Annotated in this window: 18 protein-coding genes; all 18 read left to right on the top strand. The window is 63.6% G+C overall.

Going from position 1 to position 17,307, the window contains the following annotated elements; genetic code table 11:
* The first annotated feature begins 107 nt into the window (after nucleotides 1–107).
* Nucleotides 108–2,657 (top strand): type III-A CRISPR-associated protein Cas10/Csm1, encoded by a 2,550-nt coding sequence (gene cas10 / locus ONB25_00265; protein ID MDZ7391322.1) that lies wholly within the window; start codon nucleotides 108–110, stop codon nucleotides 2,655–2,657.
* Nucleotides 2,658–2,660: 3 nt separating this feature from the next.
* Nucleotides 2,661–3,104 carry a type III-A CRISPR-associated protein Csm2 gene (gene csm2 / locus ONB25_00260; GenBank protein MDZ7391321.1) on the top strand — a complete coding sequence of 148 codons (444 nt, stop codon included), beginning with the start codon at nucleotides 2,661–2,663 and terminating at the stop codon, nucleotides 3,102–3,104.
* A gap of 22 nt (nucleotides 3,105–3,126) precedes the next feature.
* Entirely contained in the window at nucleotides 3,127–3,999 is an 873-nt protein-coding gene (gene csm3 / locus ONB25_00255; GenBank protein MDZ7391320.1) for a type III-A CRISPR-associated RAMP protein Csm3, read from the top strand.
* Nucleotides 4,000–4,001: 2 nt separating this feature from the next.
* Entirely contained in the window at nucleotides 4,002–5,039 is a 1,038-nt protein-coding gene (gene csm4, locus ONB25_00250; protein MDZ7391319.1) for a type III-A CRISPR-associated RAMP protein Csm4, read from the top strand.
* Complete coding sequence (gene csm5 / locus ONB25_00245; GenBank protein MDZ7391318.1) at nucleotides 5,036–6,379, top strand: type III-A CRISPR-associated RAMP protein Csm5; 1,344 nt, start codon at nucleotides 5,036–5,038, stop codon at nucleotides 6,377–6,379. The genes csm4 and csm5 overlap by 4 nt, the downstream gene beginning before the upstream one ends.
* A 122-nt stretch (nucleotides 6,380–6,501) precedes the next feature.
* Nucleotides 6,502–7,698, top strand: coding sequence for a TIGR02221 family CRISPR-associated protein (gene csx2 / locus ONB25_00240; GenBank protein MDZ7391317.1), 1,197 nt, complete (start codon nucleotides 6,502–6,504; stop codon nucleotides 7,696–7,698).
* Complete coding sequence (csx15, locus tag ONB25_00235; GenBank protein ID MDZ7391316.1) at nucleotides 7,695–8,075, top strand: CRISPR-associated protein Csx15; 381 nt, start codon at nucleotides 7,695–7,697, stop codon at nucleotides 8,073–8,075. Before csx2 ends, csx15 begins: the two co-directional genes overlap by 4 nt.
* Before the next feature lie 21 nt (nucleotides 8,076–8,096).
* Nucleotides 8,097–9,050: a CRISPR system precrRNA processing endoribonuclease RAMP protein Cas6 gene (gene cas6, locus ONB25_00230; GenBank protein MDZ7391315.1), complete on the top strand. Its 954-nt coding sequence runs from the start codon at nucleotides 8,097–8,099 to the stop codon at nucleotides 9,048–9,050.
* A 177-nt stretch (nucleotides 9,051–9,227) separates the two neighbouring features.
* Nucleotides 9,228–10,214, top strand: a complete 987-nt coding sequence (gene cas1, locus ONB25_00225) for a CRISPR-associated endonuclease Cas1 (GenBank protein ID MDZ7391314.1) — start codon at nucleotides 9,228–9,230, stop codon at nucleotides 10,212–10,214.
* Entirely contained in the window at nucleotides 10,195–10,488 is a 294-nt protein-coding gene (cas2, locus tag ONB25_00220) for a CRISPR-associated endonuclease Cas2 (GenBank protein ID MDZ7391313.1), read from the top strand. The genes cas1 and cas2 overlap by 20 nt, the downstream gene beginning before the upstream one ends.
* A gap of 688 nt (nucleotides 10,489–11,176) precedes the next feature.
* The gene (locus ONB25_00215) at nucleotides 11,177–11,986 is read left to right on the top strand and encodes a geranylgeranylglycerol-phosphate geranylgeranyltransferase (GenBank protein ID MDZ7391312.1); all 810 of its coding nucleotides are present in this window, start codon (nucleotides 11,177–11,179) and stop codon (nucleotides 11,984–11,986) included.
* 33 nt (nucleotides 11,987–12,019) lie between these two features.
* Complete coding sequence (locus ONB25_00210; protein ID MDZ7391311.1) at nucleotides 12,020–12,898, top strand: Mrr restriction system protein; 879 nt, start codon at nucleotides 12,020–12,022, stop codon at nucleotides 12,896–12,898.
* Between the two features lie 94 nt (nucleotides 12,899–12,992).
* Nucleotides 12,993–13,445, top strand: coding sequence for a D-aminoacyl-tRNA deacylase (dtd, locus tag ONB25_00205; GenBank protein ID MDZ7391310.1), 453 nt, complete (start codon nucleotides 12,993–12,995; stop codon nucleotides 13,443–13,445).
* Nucleotides 13,442–14,062 carry a Maf family protein gene (locus ONB25_00200; GenBank protein ID MDZ7391309.1) on the top strand — a complete coding sequence of 207 codons (621 nt, stop codon included), beginning with the start codon at nucleotides 13,442–13,444 and terminating at the stop codon, nucleotides 14,060–14,062. Before dtd ends, ONB25_00200 begins: the two co-directional genes overlap by 4 nt.
* A 3-nt stretch (nucleotides 14,063–14,065) precedes the next feature.
* Nucleotides 14,066–14,926 (top strand): DUF4115 domain-containing protein, encoded by an 861-nt coding sequence (locus ONB25_00195; protein MDZ7391308.1) that lies wholly within the window; start codon nucleotides 14,066–14,068, stop codon nucleotides 14,924–14,926.
* Nucleotides 14,923–15,414, top strand: coding sequence for a thioredoxin family protein (locus ONB25_00190; protein MDZ7391307.1), 492 nt, complete (start codon nucleotides 14,923–14,925; stop codon nucleotides 15,412–15,414). Before ONB25_00195 ends, ONB25_00190 begins: the two co-directional genes overlap by 4 nt.
* Entirely contained in the window at nucleotides 15,411–16,847 is a 1,437-nt protein-coding gene (mpl, locus tag ONB25_00185) for a UDP-N-acetylmuramate:L-alanyl-gamma-D-glutamyl-meso-diaminopimelate ligase (protein ID MDZ7391306.1), read from the top strand. The genes ONB25_00190 and mpl overlap by 4 nt, the downstream gene beginning before the upstream one ends.
* Nucleotides 16,831–17,307, top strand: coding sequence for a hypothetical protein (locus tag ONB25_00180; protein MDZ7391305.1), 477 nt, complete (start codon nucleotides 16,831–16,833; stop codon nucleotides 17,305–17,307). The genes mpl and ONB25_00180 overlap by 17 nt, the downstream gene beginning before the upstream one ends.

Below are 17,307 nucleotides of genomic sequence, written 5' to 3'. Positions count from 1 at the left end.
CTTGTCATGCCCCCACGCCTAATCGTTCTGCGCGCTATGTGTTTTGTCCATTCTCAGTTGGCACGCCATCGTTTCTCGCAAGAGGTCAAACAGAAGGGGTATCCGCCATGGTGACAGAAGAGCACACCTTATGGCTCGCCGCATTGCTGCACGACATCGGCAAGTTTGCCCAGAGGGCCTCGGACCAGGGCCGGGGGGCGAGCCATGCCGAGTTCGGGCGGCGTTTCGTTGAGGAGATGTTCGCCGGCTACTTCGCGCCCTGCGGCGACTACCTTGCCCACGCCGTCGCCCACCATCACACCGGTAGCCCGCAGCGCGACATAGAGAAGCTTGTGATGCTTGCCGACTGCCTTTCCGCCAGCGAACGGGAAGAAGAGGAGAGACACCAGGAGGCGCCCTCTTGGGCCCCGATGGTCTCCATGTTCAGCCGTCCGCCACTTGCACCAGAAGGGACCACCGAGCTCCGTTTCGCTCTGGGCCCGTTGAATTGGGCGGACGAACTGACCTTTTTCCCGCGTAAGGATGTACAGGTAGGCCCACCGGACTATGCGGTGCTGTGGGAGCACTTTGTAGCTGAGTTTCGCACCCTAGCCGGAGAGCGGGGTTACCACCCACATGACTTGACCACGATCCTTGCCCTCCTCCGCAAATACACCTCCCGTATGCCTTCTGCCACACCTTGGGGAAAAGGCGAAACGCGGACGGTGCCCGATGTCTCTCTCTATGACCACCTGAAAAGCACTGCTGCTATCGCTGCCTGCCTCTACCGGGAGTTGGGCCCGGATAGTTACGATGTGCTGCTTAAGGCCCTCCGGGCCGCATCGCCCGGCCAGGAGGACCTGCAGCTTGAGGTGTGTGCGCTGCTCAAAGGCGACATATCCGGCACGCAGGATTTTCTTTACCTGATGAGCAGCAGCGGTGCCTCGCGCGGGCTCCGCGGCCGCTCATTCTACCTCCAGCTCCTCACAGAGACGGTGGCCGGCTGGGTGTTGGAGAGGCTCGGCCTACCCCTCACCAACCTTCTCTTCGCCGGTGGGGGCCACTTTTATCTGTTGCTCCCGTTCAGGCAAACCCAGGAACTCTTTCCGCAACTGGACAAGGAGGTCACCGAGAAGCTCTGGCGTGCCCACCAGGGCGATCTCTGCCTGCTTATGGATTATGTCCCCGTCGCCTTGTGCGACTTTCTTGAGGCAGAGCAGGGAGGCCATGCCTTTTCGGAAAAATGGAGCGAAGTTTCCGAGCGCGTCAATGCAGCGAAGCAGCGCAAGTGGGGCCAACCTGGGACGACGTGGATGAGCGAGGTGCTTTTCCGGCCCCGTCAGCTCGGCACCACCGAGGAGGAGGTCTGCCAGGTCTGCCATGGGCAGTGGGAACCCAGTGTTGACATGCTCGTCAATGGTGTGCGCAAGTGCCGGCGCTGTGAGTCGTTCGAGGAACTGGGCCGGAAACTGCGCCAGCCCTCGGCGATGCTCCTTCTTTCGATGCCTGAGCGCGAACTCCCCGATCGCCCAACCTGGGACGAAGTGCTCGCAGCGTTCGGACGCTGCCCCCAGGTGGTGGCTGCCGCGGGCGAGTTAGTCCCTCCCCAGGGAGCGGCTACGAGTGGGGTGTTCTACCGCTTCGACTCCACGGAGTTCTTACAGAGTAAGACCGACGCTGAGAGGCTCTTCGGGGACCTGCCGATGGCCTACGACTTTCGCCTGCTTGCTGATGCCACGCCCGCGGTCCGCGATGCGCAAGGCTCCCTCAAGGTGGCCGAATTCGCCGACCTGGCTCAGGCCTCGGAGGGCGTCAAGTGGCTGGGCGTCTTGCGCATGGACGTGGATGACCTGGGCTCCGTGTTTCGCAGCGGGTTAGCCGAACACGCCAGCCTGTCGCGCCTGTGCACCCTGAGTGAAACTCTACGACTCTTCTTTGAGGGATGGGTACCCACGCTGTTCCGAAGCTATAACCCAGTGGCCTCCGGGAGCAACGGCGAGAAGGCCCACGATGCGGTCTACCTCATCTACGCAGGGGGCGACGACCTCTTCGCCGTGGGAGCATGGAGCGTACTGCCGGAGGTAGCTGCCCAAGTGCGGGATGACTTTCGCCGGCTGGTCGGAGGAGACCATATCACGCTCTCGGCGGGCATCGCGGTGGAACACCAAAAGTTCCCGCTCTACCAGCTGGCCGAGGCAGCCAAAGAGGCGCTGGATGGGCTCGCCAAGAGATACTCCAGGAAGCTCAACGGCCGCGCGGTGAAAAAGGACGCCATAGGCTTCATGGGCAAGGCCATGGGGTGGGAAGAGCTGACCCGCGCCGCGGAGTGGAAGGACACCGTGGTGCAAATGCTGCGCGGAGACGGCAAAAAGGCAGTGCCGCGAGCCCTGGTCACGCGCCTGGCCGAGATCGCCCACCTGTACGAGGCGAACGCGCGACTTCAGCGAGCCCGACAACGAGCGGGGGAGATAAGCGAGGAACAGCTCAATGAGGAGGTGATGTACGCCAAATGGATGTGGCAGTTGGTTTACCACCTGGGACGTTTTCGGGCAAGACAGGAGGAGCACAAGGAGGAGCTGACCGAGTTGCAGCAGGCCATCATCCGGCAACAGGACAGCCTCATTCCGCTCCTCGCTGTGCTGGCACGGTGGACGGAGTTACTCACAAGGGAGGAATAGGCCATGAATGAAAAACGCTGGTCGCAGTCTGAGAGACAAAAAGACTGGGAGCAGGAGCTTCAGGAAAAACAGGTGACGGCTGATGCCGTGGCGAGGGCGATCGGCCAGGGCGGGAAGGTGCTAGTAGAGCTGGCACAAAAAGTCGGGAGCATGGTGAAGAAAAACGGCCTGACGACCTCCCAGATTCGCAACGCCTACGGGTTGGTCAAGCGCATGGAGATAGCCGGGTTCGTCGCGCACGAGCTGGCTCTGCTCAAGCCCAAACTGGCCTACGCGGCCGCCAGGGCGGCAAAAGGTGAGCGAGGAAAGGCTGATGGGGCACACCAGCTTGCCGCTGTGCTTTCCTGGGGCGTAGACGCGGTCGGGGAGGACGCAGCAAGATTCAGCCGATTCGTAGACCTGTTCGAGGCAATCTTGGCCTACCACCTCGCCGAAGGTGGCAAGTAACGGAGCTGGGGAGGAGAAGACAATGGAACAGACAGCCCAGACAATCATTCTTCGTGGCAAGGTGATTATCACCGGAAAGCTGACTCTGATTACGGGGCTCCACATAGGTGGGGCCGCCGCGGGTCTCGATATAGGCGGCATCGATAACCCCATTATCAGACACCCGGTCACGCGGGAGCCTTACATCCCCGGTTCGTCCCTCCGCGGCAAGATGCGCAGCCTCCTGGAACGCCATCTCGGCAAAGAGGCCAATACTTTCATTCAGAGGCGCGAGCCGGTAGTGCGCGTCCACCAGTGCGTGAGCCCGAAAGAGTACGCCGAGTGTGCAGCGTGCCAGATCTTCGGGCTTACCCCCGGAGATAAGGAGCGGCGGGAGTGGACTACCATTAAGCCGGCCCGCCTGCTGGTACGGGACGTGATGCTGGCTAAGCCAGAAGGGCCGGGCGCCGAGGATCCCAACAGGGCCTTGCGCGAAGCAAAGACAGAATTACCTTTCACCGAGGTAAAATGGGAAGCGGCAATCGATCGCGTCACCGCGGCCGCGGTCCCTCGGCAGAATGAACGCGTACCAGCCGGCGCTGTGTTCTCGCCCTTGGAACTGGTGTACTCGCTGTACGACCTCGACGGCACGGGGAGTGAACAGGACATCGCCTGGCTCAAGTACGTGTTTAAGGCGATGGAGTTGCTGGAAGACGACTATCTCGGCGGCTACGGCTCGCGCGGCGCGGGGAAGGTCAACTTCACTGACCTCGAGGTGACGTTCAAGCCGCGCGCATACTACGAAGGCACCGCCGAAAAGGAGCTTCTGGGGAAGGCGGGGAACCTGAGGCAGCTGGACCCAGCTGACTACGAGGGCAAAATCCGCCAGGCGCTCTCCGGCGGCCAGGGGGCATGACCATGCCCACCGCAACGATCTACCGGCTCTCATTCCGCGCGCCCCTGCACATCGGCGAACGGGGCGTGGCGCTCGAGGAGACGCGCCTGCACGTGCCGGCCGATACCCTTTTCTCGGCCCTCTGCACCTCCTGGCGTGTCCTTTTCGGCGCCGAGGCCTTAGAGCGCGAGCTTCTGGACTGGTTCTCCGGCACAGAAGAAGAACACCCCTTCCACCTCACCTCCGCGTTCCCCTTCGCGGGAGAGGTGCTGCTGTTCCCCAAACCGGTGGGCAGGCTCCGCAATCTGCTTCTCTCCAGCGGCGACGAGAAGAGCTTCAAGCGGGTGCGATTCGTGTCGCGGGAGGTGCTGGCTGCCCTGGCGCGTGGCGAGCCAGTGCGGTTCTCGCCGAAGAGCTGCATCAACGGCGGAGTGGCCTGGGTTTCCGAAGGGGAAATGCAAAAGCTGGCGGCTTTTGTTGAGCCGGCAGGCGACCAGGCAGTCCTCTGGCGCACGGCTACCGTGCCGCGCGTGACCCTGGACCGCATCAGCAACGCCTCGGCCATCTGGCATTTTGGTGAGGTGCACTACGCCCAGGGCGCTGGCCTCTGGTTCGCTGCGGTCTTTAACCCGGCACATGGCGACCAGCTCACGCAGCGCTTCGATGCGGCGCTGGCGCTGCTGGCAGACTCCGGCCTAGGCGGTGAACGGGGCGCCGGACGCGGCCTGTTCACCTTCACCAAGAGCGAAGGAGATCTTCCTGGCGTGGAGGACGCACCGTACTTCGTGACCTTGGCGCCGTTCTGCCCCAAGGATGCCTCCCAGCTTGCCGCCCTCACGGCCGACCGCCCGGCCTATGAGCTCATCGCCCGCCGAGGATGGGTCACCTCGCCGGAAGGGAGCAACCTGCGCCGCAAGACCGTGTGGATGTTCGCCGAAGGGTCAACCTTCAGCGCGGCCACTACCCTGCCGGGTTGCCTGGTGGACGTGACCCCAGAGCCCTGTCCCCACAAGGTGTGGCGCTACGGTTATGCATTTCCGCTGGGGGTGAACATGCCATGAGCACAACAACCTACACCATCACTTGCTTGAGCCCGGTGCACATCGGCACCAACATGAAGTACGACAGGTTCACGGCCACTTTCCACCAGGGCACATGGTACGTGATCGACCTGGACCGGGTGCTGGCCGGCGGCGCGGACGCCGAGGAGCTGGCCCGCGACATGGCCGAGCGCACGTTTTCCTGGGCAGCGTGGCTCAAGGAACACGATCTCCGCCCTCAGCAGGTTAGCCTTTACGCCCTGCCTTGCCCGGAAGACCCAGGTGAGACGCCAGTGTTGGAAGCGATCAAGGACGCATACGGACGCCCGTACGTGCCAGGAACCTCGCTCAAAGGGGCCCTGCGCAGGGCGCTCCTGTGGCACCTGATCAGCAACAACGATGACCACAGGCGCCTTGTCCAGCGCTACCTGCGGATCTGCCTCAGGCGGAGGGAAATCCTCAATGCCCTGGGCACGTCGCCGGATTTTCGACCTGAGCGCGTGCAGAGGGCGCTGGCCCAGGTCTTCGGCCTGCAGCAGAACGACGCGCAAGAGTGGCAGAAGACCCTCTACCTGCTCCTTGAGGTGCGACCAGGTAGCGTGCCGGAGCAGCGCGACAACAAGCGGCTGGCAGCAACCCTCGAGCGTCTCGGCAAGAGCAGGGAGTGGTTAGCCCAAAAGATCGAGCGCGCCGTGCTGGGCAAGGACCCCAAGTATGACCTGCTCCGCGCCCTCCAGGTGCTGGACAGCGAGCCGCTCCCGGCCGAACGTCTGACCGTGGGGCTGGTCTGGACCTACACGCTGCGCGATGGGCACCTGGTGGAGAAGCGCGACCAAGAGGGCCAGTACAAGAATTACGCGGAGTGGTTGCCGCCTGGGACCGCGACCACGGTGCAGGTCCGCCTGGACGAGTTCCTCTTCTCACCAGCCGCCCGCGAGCTCGGCCTTGCCGGCGAACGCGAACGGGTGATCCGCTCCCTGGCTGGCGCCTGCAATGCCTCCGCACAGCGCCTGATCACCGCGGAGAAAGAATTCTTCTCACAGCACGGCCGGCAGAGCCTCCGCGACTTTTACGCGCAGCTGGAGGCGTCCCTCGCCGGGCTCCCCGAAGGCGCTTTCCTGCTCAATCTTGGCTGGGGCAGCGGCTGGCAGGCAAAAACAATTGGCGACCTGGTGAGGGCGGCCCTGGGCGAGGAAACATTCGAGGAGCTGCGCCGCAGCTACGGCGTGGGCCGACACCCGCAGACCAAGCAGTTCAGCAAGCCCTTCCCCAAGACCAGGCGGCTTGCCTATCAAGCAGGGGCCCCGGTTTGGCCCCTGGGCTGGGTGCAGCTGACGCCCACTGCCGGCACCACACGGTAAAGAGCGGCGTGCGCTCCAGCGCGTCACGTCTTCGTGTAAGGCCACGCTGCGGCCCGGCAAGGGAGGAGAATGCGCGGACCGCGTTCCAAGGCCGCACCGCACAGACACATAGGAGGCAGGACATGAAGCTCATCACGTTTCTCGGCACGAACCGCTATGATCAGGTCACGTACACGTGGGGCCAAAAGGAGCACACCACCAACCTCTTCCCTGAGGCTCTGGCGCACTGGCTCCAGCCGCAAGAGATGCTGGTGGCCCTCACCGCTGAGGCGCGCGCCAGTGCCAACTGGGCAGAGCTGCAACGGCGCTTGGCGGGAAAGGTGTCCCTGAACGCCCTGGACATCCCCACCGGCAGGAGCGAGCAGGAGCTGTGGGAGATTTTTGACGTCCTGACCGCACGATTCGGGCCGGGCGACGAGATCGCCTTTGACATTACCCACGCGTTCCGTTCCCTGCCCGTGCTCTCGCTGTTGGCTGCGGCGTACCTGCAGGCGGCAAAGGGTGTGCGCCTGTGTCATCTCCTGTACGGCTGCTATGAGGCGCGACAAGACGGTCGTGCCCCAGTATTTGACCTGACACCTTTCTTGGAACTGCTGCAGTGGTTGGCCGCCGCCGACCTGTTTCAGCACAGCGGCGATGCCCGCCGCCTCGCCCCCTTGGTGAAGCAGGCGCACCGCCGGCCATGGAGCTCAGGCTTGGCCACGCAGGAGGACTTGCCGCGCCATCTGGAAAGTGTGGCCGCATGCCTGGACGCGCTCTCGAGGGCCTTGCTCTTGGCCCGCCCACGCGACGTCGCCCCCGCGGCGCAGGGCCTTGCGCAGCGTCTTTCCCAGGTGGAAAGGGAGGCAAACCTGTGGGCTCGCCCCTTTGCCGTATTGCTGGCAGCAGTCAGCGCCACGTACGCGCCCTTCGCCCGCGATACCCTCGCCATGCAACGCGACCTGGTGCAATGGTTCGTGGAGCGAGGCCATGTGTTCCAGGCGGTAACACTGGCGCGGGAGTGGCTGGTCTCTTGGGCCTGTGTGCAGCTGGGCAAAGACTGCATCGCCGACCGCAGCGTGGTGGAGGCGACGCTGAACTCGCTCTCCCGACGCGCGCCGGAGAGCAAAGCCCCTGAACTATTGGTCCAGGCCCTAAAGTCCCTGCCAAGCGCAAAAAAGCTGTGCGCGGCCTGGAGCGCCGTAGCCGAGCTGCGCAATGACATCGCGCACTGCGGATTCCGCAAGAGCCCCCGCAGCATGAGCGCCATCGCCCGCCACGCTGCAAAGCTCCCGCAGCGCTTACAGGACTTACCACTACCCGAGGAGCCCGCGCAATGACGCTGATCAACTTTGGCCATCCACTCACGCAGGACCACCTGGCCGCCATCGCGCGGCTTGTGGGCCAAGAGCTGGTGCAGACGGTGGAAGTCAAGACCCACTTCGATCATCAGCGCCCTTTCGCCGAACAGGCCAAAGCACTGGTGGACGCCGTAGGGTTTACCTCCGAACAGTGGCAAACCACGCCGCTGGTGGTGAACCTGCCCGGGCTGGGCACCATTGCCGCGCTGCTGGTGGCGGAGCTGCACGGGCGCTGCGGCTACTTTCCGGCGGTGGTGCGCCTGCGCCCCAGTCCCGGGTCCACGCCGCCGCGCTTTGAGGTGGCCGAAATTCTGAACCTGCAAGCGGTGCGCGACGCCGCGCGCGCCACGCGCTAAATGCTCGCGGGAAAGATGGCAATGGTGACGCTCCCAGAGCTGACGTTTGCCCAATACCAGTGCCGGCTGCAGGCGGTTGACGACCTTCGCCTCGCCCCATACAAAGGCTCCACCCTGCGCGGCGCCTTCGGCCATGCCTTTCGCCGGGTGGCGTGCGTGGAACCTCGCCGCGCCACGTGCCAAGGCTGTGTGCTCACGGGCACCTGCCCCTACAGCCGGGTGTTCGAATCCCCGGCCATGGGCACGCTGCCCCGCTTCCTGCGCGGCGTGGACCGTGCCCCCCACCCCTTTGTGATCGAGCCGCCCCTGGCCGAGCAACAGGACGTGCCCGCCGGCGGCGAGGTCGTGTTCGGCCTCACCCTGTTCGGCAGCGCCTGCGACCTGCTGCCGTACTTCATCCTCACGTTCAGGGAGCTGGGGCGCTGCGGCATCGGCAAAGGGAGGGGGCGATGCACCGTGCGCAGCGTTGCCGCCCGCACCCAGGCCGGATGGCAGGACATCTACGACGGGAAGAGCGGTACCCTGGCCAACCTGGACGCCAGGCAACGCCCGCCCGAATCCACCGCGGCAGCCTCCGCCCTCACCCTGCGCTTCCTCACCCCGACCCGCATCAAGCACCGCGGCCACCTCACCGACCGGCTTGACTTTCGCCTGCTGGTCTTTCACCTGCTCAAGCGCGCCTCGGAGCTGGCACACTTCTATTGCCCCCAGGCTGCGGTGCAGTGGGACTTTGCACCGGCCCTGGCCCTGGCAGCGGAGGTCACTACCTGCGCCCACTCGCTGCGCTGGGTCGATTGGGAACGGTGGTCCAACCGCCAGCAGACGCGGATGAAACTGGGCGGCATCGTGGGCGAAATCTCCTTCGCCGGCCCCTTGGGGCCATTCCTGCCTCTGCTGCGCCTGGGGGAAGTGATGCACGTGGGCAAAGGCACCTCATTTGGCCTGGGCAAATATGAACTGCACCAGCACCCATAGCACGTGGCCAGCGAGTTCCTGGCAGGGAAGGGGGCAGAGTGGCCAGCGGCACGCACTCCCGAGGCGACCAGATTGCCGGCGCTGCAAGAAGCGCCGACCTGCGCCCGTCCAACAGGGAGGGCGATAGGTGACAATGGGGCACTGTGCCTCGGTGTAACAAGAAAGGGCGCACAGACCATGGCAGTCATCTATCTGACCGAGCAGAACGCCATCCTTCGCAAGCGAGGGGAACGCTTGGTGGTGGAAAAGGAGCGCCAGGTGCTCCTGGATGTGCACCAGTTCAAGGTCAGCGCGGTGTGCTTGTTCGGCAACGTGCAGGTCACTACGCAGGCTGCCTCGGCGCTGCTGGCCAGGGGAATTGACCTGGCGCTTTTCTCGTTGCGGGGCAGGCTCAAAGGGCACCTCACGCCTCCATGGGGCAAGAACGCGTTGGTGCGCCTGCGCCAGTACCAGCGCGTCTGCGATCCGAGCTTTGCCCTCAGCATGAGCAGGGCCCTTGTCGCCGCCAAGCTGACAAACTGCGAGGCGGTGTTGGCGCGCCTGGCGCGCAGCCAGCGCGAGGTGGATGTGACCCCACAGCGCGATGCGCTGCACCACGCGGTGCAGCGGCTCTCCACCGCGCCGGACAAAGAAGCGGTGCGCGCCATCGAGGGGTCGGCCACGGCAGCCTATTTTGCCGCCTTGCGCGCTTTTGTGGCGCCCGAGTGGCAATTCCACCACCGCCAGAGGCGCCCGCCCAAAGATCCGGTCAATGCCTTGCTCTCTTTAGGGTACGTGCTGCTGGGCAACGAAGTGCAGGCCATCATCGGCGGCGTGGGCCTGGACCCCTACTTGGGCCTGTACCACGAGCTCCGCTATGGGCGGGCCTCGCTGGCGTTGGATGTCTTGGAGCCCTTCCGCGCCCCGGTCATCGACCGGCTCACTGTCCGCCTCCTCAACCTTAAGCAGCTGACCCGCTATGACTTTCAGCTGCACCCAGCCCTGGGCGTGCGCTTGGCGCCGCGCGCGCTCAAGAAGTACTTTCTGGAGTATGAACGCTGGCTGGGCCAGGCCTCGCTGCCCTCGCAGCCACACAGCTTCCGGGCACTGCTGCGCCAAGAAGTGGAGAAGCTGCGCCGCGCCATTGCCAAAGGGGAGCCCTACGATGCCTACACCTTCGCATAGCTTCTATCTGATCTCCTACGACATCCCCGACGACCGCCGCCGGCTGCGCGTGGCGAAAATTCTGCTTGACTTTGGCACAAGAGTTCAGTATAGTGTATTCGAAGCCAACCTCGAGCAGCGGCACCTGGAGCGGCTGAAACAGCGGTTGCATCGGGTGCTGAAGGAGGACAAGGACTCGGTGCGCATCTACGGCCTGTGCGCGCAGTGTGCCGCGCGGGTGGAAATATTGGGGACAGGAGAACTGACCCGCGACAGAGAGGTGTACATTGTCTGATGGGCTCTCCCCAGGGAGGGCGAGCGCCCAGACTGGCCTCTCCATGCAGGGCGCTGTGGACGATTTTCGGCCATGGTTTTGCCATAGGCCCCTAAAGAAAGGAGGTGACGTCACCTGCGGGGGGTGTGGGGTGGGGTGGGCGGAGGGTGTGACGGGCGGTGCGAGGAATGTGGAGGCCCGGTTTGCCAGCAGGGCGCTGTATGTGGCGCTGCGAGCGGCAGATACGGCGCCAGCGGTGTGAAAGCATGACCTGAAGGAAGAGGGATTGAGACGGTGTCGGGGCACGGCATGCCGTGCCCTCAGATGCGGTCATGTGCACAAACCTCACTTGACGGAGGTGGCATTGACACGCTGGAGCACAGGCGTGAGCCTGTGCTCGCGTTCTTTCAAGAGCGGGGGATCGTGAGCCGCCCACTCGCGCAAGTGGGAAACTTGCGCTACCCCATTTGCCCCTTGATTTTCCTGCACTAAATCGTTATATTTGGCTCGCTACATGTGACCGCGACGATGGGGCGTTGCCCTTCGGGCAGCGCATGCGCATAGATATGGACCCTCACCAGGCTGGAAACGATCAGTGCCACGTGGGAGAGACGCCCGTTCGCACCCCTTGCACCCGCACCGAGACCAAAGCTCCTCACATTCCGAGCCGCCAGCGACGACGTGTTGTTCGCGCCTCTGGGCGCACCTGATGCTTACCCGGCCGGTCAATGTGCTCATCGGCGGGCTGTCGATCTTTGTCGGGGCCCTGGTAAGCGGCTCCATACAGCCCATAGAAAAGGTGTTGGTCGCCTGTGTGTCGGGCGCGCTGGTTGCCGCCGGTGCCAACGCCATCAACGACTACTTTGACGTGGAAATCGACCGGCGCAACAAGCCGTACCGCCCGCTGCCGGCGGGGCGGGTCACGCGTCGGGCAGCCAAGGGGCAGGCGCTGGCCTGTTTGGCCCTGGGCAGCGCCCTCGGGGCCCTGATTGGCGTCCTCCCGCTGGCGGTGGCGACGCTCACGGCCCTGCTCCTCTACGTCTACAGCTGGCGACTCAAGCGCACGGTGCTGTGGGGCAACGTGGCGGTGAGCGTAGCCACGGGCTTGGCCTTCTTGTACGGCGGCTTGGCAGTGGGGAGGCCATGGGCTGCCTCCATCCCTGCGGGCTTTGCGTTCCTGTTCCACCTGGGGCGGGAGATCATCAAGGACGTGGAGGACATGGAGGGCGACCGGCTGGAGGGCGCAGTGACGCTCCCCATCCGCCATGGCTGGCGCGCCGCGCTGGCGGTGGCCACCGCCGTCTATGCGCTGGTGGTGCTGGTCACCCCTCTGCCGTATGCTGCCGGCGTGTATGGGTTCGCCTATCTGCTGGTGGTCATAGCCGGGGTGGACACGGTTGTGGCCTATGTGCTGGTGACGATGTGGCGGCGGCCAGAGCCGCCGGTGTTGCATCGGTTGAGCGAGCTGCTCAAGGCGGACATGTTCCTGGGCCTGGTGGCGATTTACGTGGGGCGTTGAGGCGTCCCACAAAGGCATGGAGGGAACGAACTCGTGGCAGAAGTTACCAAGCGGCGCAGAGGAGAGCTGATCAGGGGGCTTTTCCAAGTTCTTTGGGATCATCCCGACGGTTTGCCATCCCGGCAAGTTCTGGAAAGCCTGGCGCGGATTGTGCCGCCCACGGACTTTGAAAACAGCACGTATCCAAATCGTCCGACCGTCCGCCGCTATGAGAGGATCGTGAGGTTTAGCACCATTGGGCCGGTCAAGGCGGGCTGGCTCGTGAAGAACAAAGGGATCTGGGCGCTGACGGACGCCGGGCGAGAGGCGTATCGGCGTTTCCCAGACCCAGAGGAGTTCAGACGCGAGTCCGACAGGCTCTATCGCCAGTGGAAGGCAACGCGAGAGCCGGAGCAGGCCGAGGAGGAGGCTTCCTCGGGCGCCGCCACCGCCCTTGAAGAGGCCGAGGAAGCTGCGTGGAGCGCCATCGAGGAGCATCTGGAGCGCATGAGCCCGTACGACTTCCAAGAGCTTGTGGCTGGACTTCTCCGCGCGATGGGTTACCATGTGTCGTGGGTGGCGCCGCCTGGACCTGACAAGGGCATAGACATCATTGCTCACACGGACCCGTTGGGTATCCAGGGCCCGCGCATCAAGGTACAGGTGAAACGGCGCAGCGACAAGACCACCATCGACGGGGTGCGCTCATTGCTCGCCCTGTTGGGCGAGGGGGATGTTGGCCTGTTCATCTCCACCGGAGGCTTCACGCGCGAGGCGGAGGATGAAGCGCGGCGGCAAGAGAAGCGGCGCATCATTCTATTGGACCTCAATCGGCTTTTCGATCTCTGGGTGGAACATTACGAAAAGATTCCCGAGGTACAACGCCGCCTGCTTCCCATTCGACCGATCTATTTCTTGATCCCGGAGGAGTGAAGAGGGGCGCGGCGGGCGTTCCGGCGCCGGGCTTTCCAGCAGAGGTCGTGGCGCGGGTGGCTATGGAATACCAGGTTTGGCACGAGGTGAATGTGTGCGTGCGGTCTTGCAGCGCGTGACATCGGCATCGGTGGAGATCGACGGTGCCACTACCGGACGCATCGGTAAGGGGCTGGTGATCCTGGTGGGCGTGCGCAACGGCGACACCAAGGCCGATGCGGAATTTCTTGCGCAAAAGTGCGTGAATCTCCGTATTTTTGCCGACGACCAGGGCAAATTCAACCTTTCCGCCCTGGACGTGGGTGCGGAGCTGCTGGTGGTGTCGCAGTTCACGCTGTATGCGGACTGCCGGCGCGGGCGTCGTCCTGGCTTTACGGATGCGGCCCCGCCCGAGCTCTCCAAGCCTCTGTACGAGCACTTTGTCGCTGCCCTGCGCGGGCATGGCCTGACCGTGGCCGAAGGGGTGTTTGGCGCCCACATGGTAGTGCATATCAACAATGACGGCCCGGTGACGGTGATCCTGGATAGTCCTGTGGAAGAGCGATGAGCGCCCCGCAGAGTGCGGCACAGAGCTTGCTTTCTTTTGGCGGCCGTCCGCTCATTTTGGCCTCGGCTTCGGCGCGGCGGGCACAGCTGCTCCGCCTGCTTGGCCTGGACTTTGCCATTGTTCCCAGCAGTGTGCAGGAGGACAATGGCACCGCGCAGGATCCTGTGCAGCATGTGCGCGAGCTCTCTCTTGCCAAGGCGCAGGAGGTGGCCGCGCGAGTGGTGCGTGGGGTAGTCATCGGCGCCGACACGGTGGTGGTGCTGGAGGGGCGCATCCTTGGCAAACCAGCCGACGCGGAGGAAGCCCGCGCGATGCTCGCCGCACTGAGCGGCCGGACGCATGAGGTCTACACAGGCTTTGCCCTGGTGGAAAAGCCGGGCCAACGGGTGCTCGTGGACCACGAGGTGACGCGGGTGCACTTTCGCACGCTGAGCGCGGAGGAGATCGAGGCCTACGTGGCCACCGGCAGTCCCTTGGACAAAGCCGGTGCCTATGGTATTCAGGACCTGAGCGCCATTTTTGTCGACCGAATCGAAGGGTGCTTCTATAACGTGGTGGGCTTCCCACTGGCCAAGTTCTATGTGGCCTGTCGGGAATTCTGCCGGATGAAGGAGTGAGGTGTGGCAATCGAGGAAAGTGCTGGCATCAAGGGGATTTGTCGCGCCATTGGTGATGAGCTGCGCCGGGCCCGCGAGCGCAAGAAAGTCACGCTGGAGGAGGTGTCCAAGCGCACCAAGATCAACCCTGCGTACCTGCAGAGCATCGAGGAGGGCGAGTTCGGCTTTCTGCCGGAGCCGTACGTGCGGGCGTTCATCCGCGCCTATGCCCAGGACGTGGGGTTGGAGCCGTCGACCATGCTCAGGCCTCTGGACCGAGTACGGGAGCGCCTGCAGGAGGCTAAATCCCTGGTACCCGCCGAACCTAAGCGGGAAGGCTTTTCCTTCGCCTCGTTGGTAGCTAGGCTGAAGGAGCTGCTGCGCAGACCGAAAGGCTCGGCACTGCTGTTCACTGCCATTGGCATCGCGGTGGTGGGGCTTGTTGCCGTGTACGCGCTCAACTACAAGATGTTGTTTGGTGGACGCGAGGTGCCGGTGGGTCCAGCCAAGCAGAGGGCTGCTGCCAGTCAGGAAATGGGGGCCGGTTTGCTCTTGGACATGGAGCTGCTGCAAGAGACCTGGGTGCAGGTGGCGGCCGATGACAGCACGCTCAGCGCTGGTATCTGTCCTGCGGGCGAGCGCAAGAGCTGGCGTGCACGCCATCATTTTGTGGTCAAAGCGGCAGACGCCGGTGCCGTACTTGTGTTTCTCAATGGCATGCCGCTGGGTCGATTGGGGGACAAGGGACAGGAAGTGAGCGTACGCCTGGAGCGCGAGGGCATCGTGAGCAGGACAGGCGCGCGCAGTCCTGGACAGATGCCGGCGGAGTTAGAGCAACTGACCGTTGAGCAGTACCGGGGCGGTTTGTCCAGGAGGCAGCTGTGAGGTGGCCCACACTTGCCATGGCAGCAGCGGTAGTGGCAGTGGTGGCCGCCTGCCACACGCAACGTCAACCTAAGGTGCTCACCGGTTGGCTTACACAGGAACGATTGCTCATGGAAATGGACAACTACCGGGCCGACTTTGACAAGTACGAGCCCGACGAAGAAGCGCTGGCAGTGCTTCGCAGCTATCAGCGCGACGTGGATTTGCTGGCATTCATTGGCACCTGGTGTCCGGATTGCGCGCGGGAGGTGCCGCGCTTTCTGAAGAGCGTTTACTTGGCGCATAATCCGCGCCTGCACGTGAAGCTGTTGGCCTTGGACCGCAGTCTCCGTGACCCGGAGGGGGTGGCCGAGCGCTTCTCGGTCACGCATGTGCCCACCTTCGTTGTGGTGATTGATGGGATGGAGATCGGGCGGATTGTGGAGACGCCGTCGCTGACGGTGGAGCAGGACCTGGCGCTTTTGCTTGCTGCAGGGGCTGATCTATGAGGCGTGTGGATCCCGGCGCCGACGTCTACTTCATCGCCATCTGCGGCACAGCTATGGCGGCCCTGGCGGCCATGCTCAAGAGCTTGGGCTACCGCGTGCGCGGCTCAGACAAGGACGTCTATCCCCCGATGAGCACCTTCCTTGCCGAGCAAGGCATCCCGGTGTACGAGGGGTTCGACGCGGCGCACTTGGAGCCTGCCCCGGACCTGGTGGTGATCGGCAACGCCATGTCGCGGGGTAATCCGGAAGTGGAGGCCGTGCTTGAGCGCAAACTGCACTACACCTCCATGCCCGAGGCCCTCAAGGAGTTCTTCCTGCGCGACCGGTACTCGGTGGTGGTGACTGGCACGCATGGCAAGACCACCACCAGCTCCATGATCGCGTGGACGTTGGAGCACGCCGGGCACGACCCCAGTTTCCTCATCGGCGGCATCCCCTGCAACTTCCAGCAGGGTTTCAAGCACGGCTCGGGGAGGCACTTTGTCGTAGAAGGGGATGAGTATGACACTGCCTTTTTTGACAAAGGGCCCAAGTTCATGCACTATCTGCCGGATGTGGCGGTGATCAACAACATCGAATTCGACCACGCGGACATTTACGGCAGCCTGGAAGAGATCAAAGTGGCGTTCCGTCGTTTTGTCAACATAATTCCTCGCAATGGGCTCCTTGTGGCCGGCGCGGATGACCCCGTGGTGATGGAGCTGGCGCAGCGGGCGCTTTGCCCGGTGCACAGCTTTGGTCTTGCGCCTGATGCCACCTGGCGGGCCGAAGGGGTTACTGTTGGCCCTGAGGGGACGCGCTTTGTGGCGTGGTACCGCGGGAGTAAGGAGGTGGAGATTCGCACGAGGCTCACCGGCGTGCACAATGTGCGCAACGCGCTGGCGGCCATTGCTGTCGGCCGCTTCTTAGGGCTAAGCTGCGCGCAGATTGCGGAGGCGTTGGCCTTGTACCAGGGCGTGCGGAAGCGGCTGGAACTGCGGGCTGAAGTGAACGGTATCAAAGTTTACGATGATTTTGCGCATCACCCTACGGCCATCAAGGAGACGCTGGCCGGCGTGCGGGCTCTCTACCCAGAGGCGGGCATTTGGGCTCTTTATGAACCGCGCACTGCGACTGCCCGGCGCAAGGTTTTCCAGCTCGAGTTCGCCGAGTGCTTTGGCGCCGCAGACCATGTGGTCATAGCTCCGGTGCATCGGCCCGACAAGGTCCGACCCGAGGAGCTTTTTTCCGTCCCGCAATTGGTGGCCGACCTTCGCGCGCGCAACAAGGACGCCTATCATTTCCCCGACGTGGACGCCATTGCCTCTTTCGTGGCGGCGGAGGCGCGTCCTGGGGATGTCATTGTCACACTGAGTAACGGTGACTTTGAGGGCATACACGATAAGCTACGACAGGCTCTGGAGAGGAAATACGGCGATGGGGCAAGGACGTGAGGCAAGGAAGGGGGAGGGGAAACCGCGCTCCAAGATGAGCAAGATTGACCGCATCTTGGTGGAGGTGCAGCGAAATCTGCGCGACTCCTGTGAGCCGGCTACGCTCACGGACCTGACCGCGTTCGAGCGCAAGCGCATCCACCGTTTCTTCGATGGGAATCCGGAATTCGAAACCAAGACCTACCGTACCGACGGGAACTATGTGCTCAAGGTCTTCCCTGTGGGCAATATCAGGAGGCTTGCCGAGCAAAAGGCCGAAGAGGCGCGGCAGAGACAGTGCGTGGTGGCCTTGCCTCCTATGGGGAGCTTTGAGCGCTTCGTCGTCCACAATGCGCTGAAACAGTTCAATGACCTGGAGACCGTGAGCGTGGGCGAGGGTGCCGAGCGCCACGTAGAAATTCGTCCCCGCTTGTACGGCCGCGGGCTGAAGCGCATCATCAAGAAGATCAAACTCCTCTGA

It is taken from the genome of candidate division KSB1 bacterium (genome assembly GCA_034506335.1).
Lineage (GTDB): Bacteria > Zhuqueibacterota > Zhuqueibacteria > JANLFK01 > Oleimicrobiaceae > Oleimicrobium.
This window is presented reverse-complemented; position numbering and strand designations above follow the sequence as displayed.

Coding starts and splice junctions, on each gene's coding strand:
- cas10 (MDZ7391322.1), top strand. CDS start 108: ATGGTGACAGAAGAGCACACCTTATGGCTCGCCGCATTGCTGCACGAC.
- csm2 (MDZ7391321.1), top strand. CDS start 2,661: ATGAATGAAAAACGCTGGTCGCAGTCTGAGAGACAAAAAGACTGGGAG.
- csm3 (MDZ7391320.1), top strand. CDS start 3,127: ATGGAACAGACAGCCCAGACAATCATTCTTCGTGGCAAGGTGATTATC.
- csm4 (MDZ7391319.1), top strand. CDS start 4,002: ATGCCCACCGCAACGATCTACCGGCTCTCATTCCGCGCGCCCCTGCAC.
- csm5 (MDZ7391318.1), top strand. CDS start 5,036: ATGAGCACAACAACCTACACCATCACTTGCTTGAGCCCGGTGCACATC.
- csx2 (MDZ7391317.1), top strand. CDS start 6,502: ATGAAGCTCATCACGTTTCTCGGCACGAACCGCTATGATCAGGTCACG.
- csx15 (MDZ7391316.1), top strand. CDS start 7,695: ATGACGCTGATCAACTTTGGCCATCCACTCACGCAGGACCACCTGGCC.
- cas6 (MDZ7391315.1), top strand. CDS start 8,097: ATGGTGACGCTCCCAGAGCTGACGTTTGCCCAATACCAGTGCCGGCTG.
- cas1 (MDZ7391314.1), top strand. CDS start 9,228: ATGGCAGTCATCTATCTGACCGAGCAGAACGCCATCCTTCGCAAGCGA.
- cas2 (MDZ7391313.1), top strand. CDS start 10,195: ATGCCTACACCTTCGCATAGCTTCTATCTGATCTCCTACGACATCCCC.
- ONB25_00215 (MDZ7391312.1), top strand. CDS start 11,177: ATGCTTACCCGGCCGGTCAATGTGCTCATCGGCGGGCTGTCGATCTTT.
- ONB25_00200 (MDZ7391309.1), top strand. CDS start 13,442: ATGAGCGCCCCGCAGAGTGCGGCACAGAGCTTGCTTTCTTTTGGCGGC.
- mpl (MDZ7391306.1), top strand. CDS start 15,411: ATGAGGCGTGTGGATCCCGGCGCCGACGTCTACTTCATCGCCATCTGC.
- ONB25_00180 (MDZ7391305.1), top strand. CDS start 16,831: ATGGGGCAAGGACGTGAGGCAAGGAAGGGGGAGGGGAAACCGCGCTCC.